Annotated in this window: 10 protein-coding genes; 7 read left to right on the plus strand and 3 right to left on the minus strand. The window is 51.4% G+C overall.

What is annotated here, in order from left to right; all coding sequences use genetic code 11:
* Positions 1 to 255 precede the first annotated feature (255 nt).
* Entirely contained in the window at positions 256 to 1614 is a 1359-nt protein-coding gene (gene phrB, locus G494_RS24875; RefSeq protein WP_035247980.1) for a deoxyribodipyrimidine photo-lyase, read from the minus strand.
* Between the two features lie 190 nt (positions 1615 to 1804).
* Positions 1805 to 3052 carry an acyltransferase family protein gene (locus tag G494_RS24880; RefSeq protein WP_051305943.1) on the minus strand — a complete coding sequence of 416 codons (1248 nt, stop codon included), beginning with the start codon at positions 3050 to 3052 and terminating at the stop codon, positions 1805 to 1807.
* Positions 3053 to 3246: 194 nt separating this feature from the next.
* Between G494_RS24880 and G494_RS24885 the strand changes: the two genes are divergently transcribed.
* The 7 genes from G494_RS24885 to G494_RS24890 all read left to right on the plus strand — a co-directional run bounded on the left by G494_RS24885 (position 3247) and on the right by G494_RS24890 (position 11226).
* Positions 3247 to 3954, plus strand: coding sequence for a LuxR C-terminal-related transcriptional regulator (locus G494_RS24885; RefSeq protein ID WP_051305944.1), 708 nt, complete (start codon positions 3247 to 3249; stop codon positions 3952 to 3954).
* Positions 3955 to 4498: 544 nt separating this feature from the next.
* On the plus strand, positions 4499 to 5386 hold the full coding sequence (galU, locus tag G494_RS0120995; RefSeq protein WP_028586084.1) for a UTP--glucose-1-phosphate uridylyltransferase GalU: 888 nt from the start codon (positions 4499 to 4501) through the stop codon (positions 5384 to 5386).
* 109 nt (positions 5387 to 5495) lie between these two features.
* Positions 5496 to 6164, plus strand: a complete 669-nt coding sequence (locus G494_RS0121000; RefSeq protein ID WP_028586085.1) for a PEP-CTERM sorting domain-containing protein — start codon at positions 5496 to 5498, stop codon at positions 6162 to 6164.
* A gap of 418 nt (positions 6165 to 6582) precedes the next feature.
* A complete protein-coding gene (locus G494_RS0121010; RefSeq protein ID WP_028586086.1) occupies positions 6583 to 7413 on the plus strand; it encodes an exosortase/archaeosortase family protein in 831 nt (276 codons plus the stop codon).
* Entirely contained in the window at positions 7392 to 8066 is a 675-nt protein-coding gene (locus G494_RS0121015) for an exosortase C-terminal domain/associated protein EpsI (RefSeq protein ID WP_028586087.1), read from the plus strand. Before G494_RS0121010 ends, G494_RS0121015 begins: the two co-directional genes overlap by 22 nt.
* 112 nt (positions 8067 to 8178) lie before the next feature.
* Positions 8179 to 9591, plus strand: a complete 1413-nt coding sequence (locus G494_RS0121020; protein WP_028586088.1) for a sugar transferase — start codon at positions 8179 to 8181, stop codon at positions 9589 to 9591.
* Between the two features lie 339 nt (positions 9592 to 9930).
* On the plus strand, positions 9931 to 11226 hold the full coding sequence (locus tag G494_RS24890) for a glycosyltransferase family 4 protein (protein ID WP_035247984.1): 1296 nt from the start codon (positions 9931 to 9933) through the stop codon (positions 11224 to 11226).
* A 520-nt stretch (positions 11227 to 11746) separates the two neighbouring features.
* Here the strand turns inward: G494_RS24890 and G494_RS26520 are convergent.
* Positions 11747 to 11964: transposase (locus G494_RS26520; RefSeq protein WP_153305986.1), on the minus strand; the 218-nt coding region annotated here is incomplete at its 5' end.

The following is an 11964-nucleotide window of genomic DNA, read 5'->3' on the forward strand; positions in this document are numbered from 1 at the left end:
GCACCTTCAAGGTAACCGCACCGATATCCGGACTCACTTTGACTCTGATATCCGGGCTCATCCTGGCTCTGGTCTCTCGACCAACCTGCTGAAGGTGAAAACATCCATTTTGGCCCCTGGCCCCTCGGTTATCCTGCCTTTGTCATCCAGCAGCACGCCGATCTACCCCTCCCAGCCTTTTGCCATCCAGTCCTCACCCCTACCGTCATGCCCGCGCAGGCGGGCATCCAGTTCTTTTCGTATTCCTCAGGTTGATCAGCGGCCAACCGAGTTGATATAACCCTCCACATCGAACTTGCGCCTGCAACCGGCCAGATTCATGTAACGCACCTTGCCGAACACCGGCCGTTCCCGCCAGGCCCGATCATGGACCCCGCCTATGGACCAGGCAATACCGGTATAGCCGTTGGGGTCCCGTCCATCCAGGGAGTAACGGTCGTTTAAGGCGATGGCATACTCCAGAGCCTCTTCCGGCTCACGGGTCCATTCCAGGATCTTCTTTGCCCAGTACATCCGCAGGTAGCCATGGAGCTTACCGCGGATCATAAGGTCCTGCTGGCAGCTGTTCCACAGGGCCTCGTGGGTCGCAGCCTGCTCCAGCTGAGAGAGGCTGTAGCTGTACTCCCGTTGGTCTCCCCGGTGGGCCTCCAGGGTGGTCCTGGCCCACCGGGGAAATCCTGCAAAGCGATCGTAGTCGGGCTCATAGAGGCAGAAGTTGTCGCTCAGCTCCCGGCGGACGATAAGCTCCTCCAAAAATGCCTCGCGGTCCTGTTCGGCTGCCGTGGAGTGCCGGACCAGCCAGGCAAGCCGTTGGGCCGAGAGCTGGCCAAAGTGGAGGTAGGGAGAGAGGCCGGATTGGCCCGCAAGGCAAGGGTTGTTGCGCCGGAGGGCGTAGCCTGCCAGCCCTTTGCCAAGAAAGGCCTCTGCCGCCTGCGCTGCAGCCGCTGCGCCGGGCTTGAGCCAGGAGACCGGCCCGGTCTGCCGGTCAGCCACCGTCTTGAGCAGCTCGGCCGGTGCTGCCGAGGGGCCGGGGGGTGCGCAAGTCAGCGGATGGATCCGAAGTCGCGGGATATCGGTCAGGTAGTCGTCGAGCAAGCGGTTGATCTTGGGACGGATGGTGTAGGCGGCATACTCTTTTTTATCGGAAGTCACCCAGGCCGGGATAATGTTGTGACTGTCCACCTCAAAGAGCGGTACCTTTAACCGGGAGGCCAGTTGTTTTTTCCACAGCTGCTTGATCCGCAGGGGATCAAAGTCCGTCACCAGTGCATGGGCATCGCTCTGCTCCACATAAGCGGGCAGGAGTGCTGCCGGTTCACCGGCCAGAAGGACAAGCTCGATATTGTGCTGTCTCAGTCCTTGCCCCAGTTCGGCCATGGCTTGGAGCATGAAGTCATAGTGGCGGAGATTGGCACCCGGGTAATCCCGCATACAGCAGAACAACACCTGCAGCGGCTTGTGGTGGAGCAGGGCCTCTTCCTGGGCCCAGAGCAGGGCCCAGTTATCCTTCAGCCGCTGATCCCGCGACATCCAGTAGATCACCGGGCCGGCGCCTGTCCTGCCTGGAGAGAGACAGCGACAGCGACGGTGGCTGTCAGGATTCCTTCGATCCATGTAATCCCTCCTGTCTGGCATCTTGCCGGTTCGTCTTATAGCAGCATGGATGGGTCTTTTCTCTCTTGTTCTTTGGGGTAATCCGGAAGTCGAATGGATCCCATAATGATGTAATGTGTGGCGGCCAGGGGAGGGCGTGCTTTTTTTGTAGAACCAAGGGGGTGCACTCCAAGATGGCCACTTGTTCCTGTCACAGGGCGTTGTCTGTTTGCCTGGGTTGCTTAGGGGGTGGTTTCAAGGGGGTCGGTTTTTTCCTTAGCCAGTCACTCATGGGCAATCTGAATAAGAAATGAAATCTGACTGCGGCCAAAGGGATCATTACTCCGCAGGTGCAACCAAGCGCAAGGTGCAGCATTACATTTTCAATACCAAGAAATTTTTGAAGAGCGATCCTCCCTCCGCTGGCAATTAAAGTATGCATGACATATATAGGCATTGAGGCGGCCCCAATGGAACTGAGCCAGCATACCCTCTTCTTGGAGAGAGATTTAGAGAGGGTGACGATGAAATATATGGACACTAGCGCGGTTGCCAGCGACATGAGCATGTGGTTTTTTTGTGGAAATGAGGTGAAGTTTGATAGGTATTGAATTGTTATAAAAAGAGCGGTGCTTGTTGGTAAGGTTAATCTCGGATTTAAAGGGAAGAGGTCCAGGACGTTTTTAAAAAAGATACCAAAAACAAAAAATATGAAATAACGAGGAATAAAGCTCAGTGGAAATATGTATGGAATGTTGTACTGAAAAAGATACAGCATCGAGGATATAATAGTGGCTGTTGCCAGGAACTGGCAATCTTTTTTATTGATGGTAATGGATGCAGTTATAAAGCAAACGAAAAGTGCATAGAGGAACCAAAATTGAGCACGGGGTTTCCAGAAAAGCGATAGCACTTCACTGTAACTGGTACTGCCGTTGGTGTATGATGATAAGATAACCTCTATGAATCCCTGAATTAACGACCAGAGCAGGTATGGATAGACGATGGTGTCAATTTTGGAAAAAATAAGTCCGGCTTTCCCTCTCTTTTCCAAGGAACCGAAAAAAAATAATCCTGATAAAAAGAAAAACAGCGGCATGTGAAACGAATAAATAATATTGTCTATTATTTTAAACGACATCTCGTCAATCTTGATGCCTGCGTTGAATAATCCTCTAGCAACATGTCCATAGACTACGAGAATGATCCCTATTGCTTTGGCGTAATTCACCCATGCTATGTTATCGTTCACTTTGGGTTTACCTGTGGCTATTTTTGTGTAACTTGCTGTTGTCTCATTTCCTGGTATGGTTACCTCCTGTTGAAAGAAAATACAAGGGGAGCTGTTGGGTAAGGGCTTAGTTTTTCTTGTCGTTTTTATGTTGATAGCTTGGTTGTCTTGCTCTTTTTTCGGTGTACGGGTAATGCCCGTTGCCTGGCCCTCAACAGGGTTAACCATTCTGCCTCATTCCCCGCCCCTTATTTCTAGCTTCTTTCTCTGTTCTGGCGAGACATTATTTGTAGGGTCTATCCGGATATCAGGGGGGCAAGGGGGCTGTTTGACCTATGGTGAGATAAATGCTATATATAAAAGGTTATCCTTACAGGTAAGAGTTTTAAATAAAATGGCAATTATTACCATATGGTACCGAAATGCTCTTTAAGAATCTCTTTGTCTGGGGGCCCAACCCCTTCAATAATAAGCTCTTTGCCAGCCAGCTCTACGGCTTGTCCGGGGCCCTGCCCACCTGCATCAGCGAAGAGACTGAGATTCATAGGTCGATCTTTGACGATGAGAGTATCATCTTCTGCGACTGCGATAAAAAGCCGATCCACTATTTTTGCACCCAACTCGCCAGGAGTTCTGGCATTAACGGGCGCAGTCCTTCCATCGCCCTGCTCAATGTGGATCAGGATGCCGAGCTGGTGGAGCCGATAACCCGCTTCAAGATCCGTGGTGTCTTCTATGCAACAGACGATTTTGAAAATATCACCAAGGGGCTGGATATGGTGATAAAGGGTGAGTACTGGTTCACCAGGGAGTTGCTCACCCAGACCCTGGAAGCGGTACGGAGCGAGAAGAACGGCAAGTATTCCCTGGATGAGCCCCTGCTGACCAAGCGGGAAACTGAAATCCTCTATCTCATCGTTGCCGGTTTTTCCAATCAAAACATCGCCGATAAGTTGGTGATCAGTTCCAATACCGTGAAGACCCATGTCAGCAATCTCTATAAGAAAATCGATGCAACCAACCGGGTCCAGGCGGTGCTTTGGGCAACCGAATATTTTGAGCGAACCAAGGACCTTCTTGAAATGAACTCTCTGCCCGGCTTGATTCCAGGTGCAGTGGTTCAGCTGTAAAGCTCGTCGATGTGTCGCATCTGGGATACTCTCGCCGGTGGCGGGTTAATTTTTGAAGCGGCCGGGCTTGCCCCCAGGGTTGCTGTCTCTTTCCGTTATTCTGGCCTGGGTAAGGTTTATCACTGCCCTATCTGGCCATTTGGTGGTCTCTTTTAAGGAGCGTGCATCTTCCCTTTTCTTCCTCTCTCCAGACACGGTAGGGAGGTATTTTTCCCTCTCTTCAGCCTTGCCTTTTCCCAGTCTGATAGGCCTTGAATAAAGGTGATCTTTTTCGATCCTCTCCTTTGCCGGTTCTCCTTTTTACTGTTGTCTTCTTGATATCTTAAGTGCTTGATCATCTATTATTATTCGAGACGTCCCCGGTGGGTAGGTCTTGGGGGACTACTCCGTTGTCCAGATAGGGAACTAGTACTTTTTCATTTTTCAGCTGCGGAATAGTTGAAAATATACTCCTGTCGGTGGATTGTTTTTATCCGGAAAATAACGTTTCTTTGTAGCAACTAAGAAACAGGTGTCACTCTTCACCCACAGGCGGATAGGATCTATGCGAATCAAGAAGGCAGTTTTTCCGGTAGCAGGACTCGGTACCCGTTTTTTGCCGGCAACCAAGGCTATGCCCAAAGAGATGCTGCCGGTGGTGGACAAGCCCATTATCCAGTATGCCGTGGAAGAGGCCCTGGCCGCAGGGATCGAACAGATCATCTTTGTCACCGGCTCCGGTAAGAGTGCCCTGGAAGACCATTTCGATACCAACCTGCAGTTGGAAAACACCCTCAAGGAGCGTGGTAAGACCGATCTGCTGCGGACGGTGGAGTCGGTGGCGCCCCATGCAAGCAACTTTGTCTACACCCGGCAGAGTGAGCCCTTGGGGCTGGGACACGCCATCTGGTGTGCCCGCGACATCGTCGGCGACGAACCCTTTGCCGTGCTCCTTGCCGATGACCTGATCCAGAGCGAGGTGCCGGTACTCCACCAGATGATCAACGAGTTTGATCGCCTGCGGGCCTCGATGATGGCCATCATCGTGGTGGAGCAGGAGGAGACCTCCCGCTACGGCATCATTGAGGCGGAACAGGGGTTCAACGGCACGGTTCAGGTTCGCTCCATGGTGGAGAAGCCTGCACCCGAGGAGGCACCGTCCAACCTGGCCGTGATCGGCCGCTATATCCTCACCCCCAGGATCTTCGATCACCTGGGCAGGCAGGATCGTGGCGCCGGCAACGAGATCCAGCTCACCGATGCCATGTCCAGCCTGCTCACCGAACAGCCGATCTTTGGCTACAAGTTCAAGGGCCGGCGTTTCGACTGCGGCGACAAGGCCGGTTTCCAGATGGCCAACATCGCCTTTGCTCTGGAGCGACCGGAGTTGCGCAAGCAACTCCTCCCCGGCTTGGCGAAGCTGGTCAGCTCAGCGGGTAGTGCCGGCGCATAGGAGTCTAGAAAATGTGGTACTTCGTCCCGTTCCTGTGGTCGGACGAAGGACTTTTTGATGTAGATTTATCCACTTTAATTTTTTAAAAAAAAACAACCAGGAGGGAAGTATGAAGGGCTTTGTTTTGAAGACTGCTTTGGTCACGGTGGCCGCTATCGCGTTGAGTGTTGGCAGTGTCATGGCGACAAGCATCGGATTTGTAGGGAGTTATGGAGTTAGCAGTACACAGCAAGGTGGCGTCAACGTCTATTCTATCGATTTCATGGATGGTTCAATTTTCAAGACTGATTTTGCCAGCACAGACATCGTTAATATTGGCGATCAGGTTAAGCTGACAACTCTTAGTTTTGCAGAAAACAGTCCAGGGGTATTTTCGTTTGCTGGCGATCCCAGTGCCAATCTGTTTCAAATTCTAGATTCAGATAGCACCGTACTGTTTTCAGCCAGGTTAGAGGTTGAAGAGTTGAAGATTACAGGGTCAGTCGGCGACTTTAACTCTGAACTTAAGGTGAATCTCTTTGATATCGCTATTAATGACGCAACAAATAGCTCACCTTTCCTTCAGGCCTTTCTGCCAGCTGGCCAGGTGAATGGCATCCTGAATATGAGCATGGTTCTTGACGGCAATATCACCGATTCCGGGTCAGGAGGAGGTGGAGTGCCGATATTCTCCGGTACTGCCTCCCCTGTACCGGAACCTGGTTCCACCCTGCTGTTTGGCATGGGTGCCCTTGGTTTTGCCGGAATGGTACGTCGCAAAGCCGCCAAGAAAAACTAATCCCCCTGCCTGAGCTGTCCTGCGATCAGCAGGTATGCTCAGGCCCGTTTCAGCCGCCCATCCGCTCTTTCTCGGCCGGCCCCTTGAACAGGGGCTGGAGGGAAAGGGTTGGCTGGGATTTTTTTTGCCATTCCAATGATCGAGCTGGAGTTGCAGGGACAGGGCATGGTTGAGATGGCAGGGCCGGGCGTCTCCCTGTTCGTTGCTGTTGGCCGCAGGCGCAGAAGGCCTTAGGCTGGTTCCGGCTCAAGATAATCCAGGCAGCCCTTGCCTCCAAGGCCCAGCCTTCCTCTCCTGCCTGCTTTTTTTCTTTTAGGGTCCTTGACTTGTCGCGGTCCCTCCACCTATAATACCCGGACTGCGGATCCCCAAAAAGAACTCCTGAGTTGAGATGACAGTCCATGGAAACCTGGTTACTATGAAAAAATCAGCGTGTCTGATCCTGCCGCCCCTGGTGGGTGTTCTCTTTGTGGTCGGTTTTTTTCCGATCATCAGGGAACTGTTTACCATGTGGGCCGAATCTGAAGATTACTATTTCGCCTTTTTCGCCCTCCCGGTTGCCATCTACATGGTCTGGCAAAAGAGGACGGTGTTGCAGGAGTGGCAGGGCAGGGGTGTCTTGGGCCTTATCCTGCTGCTGGCGGTCACCCTGCTCCATGGGGTTACCCTGACCTTGAATGTGCCGACCATCAGTTTCCTGGTGATGCTGATGTGGGTTGTCGCAGCCTTCGTCTTTTTGGGAGGGTTGCGGGCTCTGCCGGAGTTGATCGTGCCGCTGGTGCTCGCGCTCCTGCTGCTGCCCTTTTCCGACAGCCTCTACGCCACGGTCACCATGCCGCTGCAACTCAAGGTCTCCCAACTGAGCGAACAGATTGCCCAGCTGATTCATGTGCCGATCTATCGCGAGGGAAACATCCTCCAGATCCCGACCAAGGTCTTCCAGGTGGTGGACGCCTGCAGCGGCCTGCGTTCCTTGGTTGCCCTCAACTGCCTCTCCCTGATGTTTGGTTACTTTACCCTGCGGAGAAACCGTTCCATCATGCTGCTCTTTCTCACCAGCATCCCGGTGGCATTCGTGGTCAACATCGTCAGGGTGGTGACCATGGTCCTGGCCTTTCACTTTTTTCAGATTGATCTCACCGAAGGCAGCGGCCACGTCTTCACCGGAGCCCTGGTCTTTACCGTTGCTCTGGCCCTCCTCTACCTCTTTCAAAGGATTATTGAGCTGTGGGAAATCAAGCGAGCCTAAAATATCTGATCCTTGCAGTCCTGCTGCTTGTGGTCTGTTATGCCACCTACACGGACGGAAGCGGTTCGGACCAGGGCAGCAAGGCCAGCCCCCTGATGGCTGAGCTTTCCTCATTTTCTGGTTATACCCTCAGTCAGGCGATCCCGCTCAGTGAGGCGCACCATAAGATGCTTGCCCTGGATGACTATATCTTTGCCGATTATCAGGGTAGCGATCAAAGTAGCGATCAGGGCAGGGTAAACCTCTATGTGGGTTACTACTCCAGTGCGGCCAAGGTCACGGCCGCCCACTCCCCCCTGGTCTGTTTTCCCGGTCAGGGCTGGTCCATCAGCATTCCGCTGGAGCAGGAGTTTCCCCTGGCCGATGACGCCCTCCATGCCGCAGAGATAACCGCCACCCTGGACGAGCAGAACCTCTATATTCTCTACTGGTTTCAGGCCTACCATGCCAGCTCACCCAGTATCTATCGCAATAAACTGCGTACCCTCTATAACCAGTTCTTCAAGGGTGAGGAGCAGAATGCCTTTGTCCGGGTCTCGGTACCCATCCAGGGAAACGATATTCCGGAAGCGCGCAAGAGGGCCTTGGCCTTTATCGGAGCCTTTTATCCGGAGTTTAACAGGTACATGGACATCCCCTTTGTCCAGAGGTGAGTGGCCTCCAGCAGTTTTGCAGGCGTTGAGCAAGGAAGCAGCCACCTGCAATCGTAGCCTTGTGGCCACCCCCGCATCCTAACCATTAGATCAGCAGGCGAGCAGGTAGTCTATGTATGATAAGCAGAGTAGGGATCTGGACAGGAGCATGTTCTTCTGGGATACGATCTGTACCGTTATTGCCTTTTTGGCCGCCTTTCAGGTGCGCTCGCTTCTCCTGCCCGGGCCACAGGCTGATCTCTACATGCACCTCTATCTCTTGCCTGTATTTCTCTCCTGTGTAACCGGTTTTACCTCCTATTTTGGCGGTTATGCCAGCCCCCATGTCGCCACCCTGAAAAGTTATGCCTGGGCAGTGACGCGAAGTCTCCTGCTGACCGTTGGCGCCGTGCTGTCGGTTACCTTCTTCCTCCATATCCAGGATCTCAGCCGTCTTCTGCTCGGTCTCTTTACCCTGATGGAGTTCGGGGTCCTCCTGGGAGTCCGTTTCTTTGTGATCAGGTATTACCGTAAGGCCATGCTCTCCGGGCGCAATCGCTCCAAGGTGCTGATTGTGGGCAGCCGTGAGCGGGCTAAAGACTTGACCAGGGCCCTGCGGAGTCAGACCGAGTGGGGGGTGGAGGTCATCGGTTATCTTGACCTGGATCCTGCCAGCATCGGCCAGATGGTGGATGGTGTGCCCATCATCTGCTCGGTGGAGGGGGTGACCCAGTGTCTGAAGGACAATGTGGTGGACGAGGTGATCATCGCCATCACCCGCTCCCTGCTCAAGGATGCAGAGCCCATTGCCATCGCCTGCGAGGAGGAGGGGATACCCCTTCGCTTTATGGCAGATGTCTTCAACGTAGAGGTGGCCAGGATGAGTCTCTCCCAGGCCGGCAACATTCCCCTGCTGACCATGGAACCGGTGGCCCAGGACGATGGCCAGCTCTTTCTCAAGCGCCTCTTTGACCTGGCCATAACCACGATCTGCCTGCCCCTGCTGCTGCCGCTGTTTGCAGCGGTGGCCCTTGCCATCAGGCTGGAGTCGCCGGGCCCGGTCTTCTTCGTCCAGCAGCGGGTGGGCTTGCGCAAACATCTCTTTCCCATGTTCAAGTTCCGCTCCATGCACCAGGATGCGGAAGAGCGGATGAAGGAGATCGAGCATCTCAACGAGGCAGAGGGCCCGATCTTCAAGATGACCAACGATCCCCGGGTGACCAGGGTCGGCCGTTTCATCCGCAAGACCAGCATTGACGAGCTGCCCCAGCTGATCAACGTGCTCCGGGGTGAGATGAGCCTGGTGGGGCCGCGACCCATGTCCATCCGTGACGTGGACCTCTTTGACAAGGGGGTGCAGCGGAAGCGATTCAGTGTCAAACCAGGCATCACCTGCATCTGGCAGATCTCAGGACGAAGCGACCTGCCCTTTACCAAGTGGCTGGAGCTGGACCTGGAGTACATTGAGAACTGGTCCTTTCTGCTTGATCTGAAGATCCTGATTAAGACCGTGCCTGCCGTAGTCAGGTCCAAGGGAGCGGTTTGAATTCAAATATCCAAATATCATAATATCTAGTCAGGACAGTTGCTTTTTTTTTAAACGCTACTGTAGTGTATCTGGCAATCTTTTCTTGCCCTCTGAAATAAATGAGATTGTTTACCCTAATAATTCCCATTTGCAGTTATTTTGAGGGGTATGTCTCCCCTTTGTGCTGAAATTTCTTCGGCTGAATAATTGCATACCTTGCACAGATTAATTTGGAATGGGGAAGTGCGAAGTCTTCATGTTACAGATAACCGGTAATGGTCAAGTTCGAATTGTTGGGATTTTTCCGATGTAATCAAGTTCAGTCATTTAAGAGTATTCTTTTTATAGTGTCTGCTGATGAATAAAAAATATTCTGTGTTGATAATTGCCGAAGCGGCTAATCCTGAATGGGTAAGTGTCCCTCTTGTCGGGTGGTCGCTTTCTAGCGCATTGCGTGAAGTCGCTAATGTGCACATAGTTACCCATGTAAGAAATAGAGAGGCTATAAAAAAGATTGGATTAGTTGAAGGATCGGATTTTACCTCAATTGATTCTGAGGCTGTAGCGCGACCGATATGGAAAATTTCAAGTATCCTTCGTGGAGGTTCAGGGAAGGGTTGGACTATAGTTACAGCTTTTAATGCAATTTCATACTATTACTTTGAGTATCTTTTATGGAAAAAATTTGGAAAAGATATCAGGGGTAATAAATATGATGTCGTCCATAGGATAACCCCACTATCTCCTACAACCCCTAGCTTGCTTGCAAGAAAATGCAAGCAGTCAAATGTGCCGTTTGTTGTAGGTCCACTAAATGGAGGCGTTTCATGGCCGAAAGAATTCAGTAAGGCTAGGCGTGAGGAGAAGGAGTGGCTTTCTTATGTAAGGGATTTGTATAAGTTGCTTCCAGGATATAGGAGCACTTTAAATAACTCTTCTGCTATAGTTGTGGGTTCTAGAGCTACGCTTGCGAATCTGCCGGCTAAATTCCATGATAAGTGTATTTATTTGCCAGAAAATGGAATAGATCCAAGGCTGTTTTCATTAACTGCAGAGCTCAAAAGCACAGGACCGTTGAAAGCTTGCTTTGTAGGTCGGTTGGTTCCTTATAAATGTCCAGATGTATTACTAGAAGCTGCTTTGCCATTGCTTAAAAAAGGGCTGTTGGAGTTAGATATTATTGGCGACGGACCGCTGATGTCAAAGCTTACTGATTTTGTTCATAAAGAAAAATTAACTTCGTGTGTTACTCTTGCAGGTTGGGTGAAACATGGTTGTTTGCAGGAATTCATGGTTAACTCTCAAGTGTTCGCGTTCCCAAGTATTAGAGAGTTTGGCGGTGGGGTCGTGCTTGAAGCGATGGCTTTAGGGCTTGTCCCTTTGGTTGTTGATTATGCAGGGCCTGGAGAATTAGTAGTTGAGGGGGCGGGCTATAAAGTTCCACTTGGAAAAAGAGATGAAATTGTAAAATCATTACGGAATCAACTCATATGGATAGCAGAGAATAAGGAGTTGTTGGAAGAGGTTGCAATAAATGCAAAACAACGTGCCATTAAGTACTTTGCATGGGAGGCAAAAGCTGCTCAGGTAAATGAAATTTATGGATGGGTTGTAAAACAATCCAATGAAAAACCGTCTTTTTTGGAATTCTGATTACTCTCAGAGGTGGCGCCGAAAATCCGGACAATCCCTTAAATGAAAATCTGCTACCTGTAGTGGCCTGAAGTGGCTCAAAAAGGAGTAGGATAATGACAAAGCGTACCTGAGAAGGAAACGCTCAGCATTCTTTATGGCAAAGGTTGCCTTGGCCGCCATAGCCTGTGACAAGACTCTGGCCGAACTGGCTAAACAGTTCGAGGTCCATCCTGGTTGGATAACCACCTGGAAGTGATGTGATCAAGTAAAAGTGGATAGTTGTCTAAACCGCTTTTTTCATTTTATGAGTAGCTTCAAATTCCACTGGGCTTCGATACCCCAGAGAAGAATGACGCCTCTTGCTGTTGTAAAACATTTGAGAACCTTGAAAATTATCCTGGATCCCGTCTGCACCATTTTTAAGGGATTTTTTTTTAACAGCTCCGGTTGTTCGGTTGGATGAACCCAACAATTTCATGCCAGCGCATCAATGATTGTATGCGCGAGAGCCATGTTGGGCGAATCCCCATGGCACGATTCACGTTCGCGCCGTTAGTAGTAATCCAGCCCGATCGATATTGTACGCCAGGTTGCGCAATCCAATTTTTGCCCTGGCTCGAGCTATACCGATCGTACGCAAAATTAGGTTTCCGGCTTTCTGGGCCTGCACACCAAAGACGTGCTCGACTCGGGAGCGAACCCTGGACCGCGTCCTGTTCCCCTCCTGTTCGGTAGGGGTCAGTTTTCGATGACGGC

The sequence above is a fragment of the Desulfogranum mediterraneum DSM 13871 genome, from assembly GCF_000429965.1.
Lineage (GTDB): Bacteria > Desulfobacterota > Desulfobulbia > Desulfobulbales > Desulfobulbaceae > Desulfogranum > Desulfogranum mediterraneum.

Excerpts from the sequence above, each read along its gene's own strand:
- phrB (WP_035247980.1), bottom strand. The coding sequence starts at position 1,614 with ATGGATCGAAGGAATCCTGACAGCCACCGTCGCTGTCGCTGTCTCTCT.
- G494_RS24880 (WP_051305943.1), bottom strand. The coding sequence starts at position 3,052 with ATGGTTAACCCTGTTGAGGGCCAGGCAACGGGCATTACCCGTACACCG.
- G494_RS24885 (WP_051305944.1), top strand. The coding sequence starts at position 3,247 with ATGCTCTTTAAGAATCTCTTTGTCTGGGGGCCCAACCCCTTCAATAAT.
- galU (WP_028586084.1), top strand. The coding sequence starts at position 4,499 with ATGCGAATCAAGAAGGCAGTTTTTCCGGTAGCAGGACTCGGTACCCGT.
- G494_RS0121000 (WP_028586085.1), top strand. The coding sequence starts at position 5,496 with ATGAAGGGCTTTGTTTTGAAGACTGCTTTGGTCACGGTGGCCGCTATC.
- G494_RS0121010 (WP_028586086.1), top strand. The coding sequence starts at position 6,583 with ATGAAAAAATCAGCGTGTCTGATCCTGCCGCCCCTGGTGGGTGTTCTC.
- G494_RS0121020 (WP_028586088.1), top strand. The coding sequence starts at position 8,179 with ATGTATGATAAGCAGAGTAGGGATCTGGACAGGAGCATGTTCTTCTGG.
- G494_RS24890 (WP_035247984.1), top strand. The coding sequence starts at position 9,931 with ATGAATAAAAAATATTCTGTGTTGATAATTGCCGAAGCGGCTAATCCT.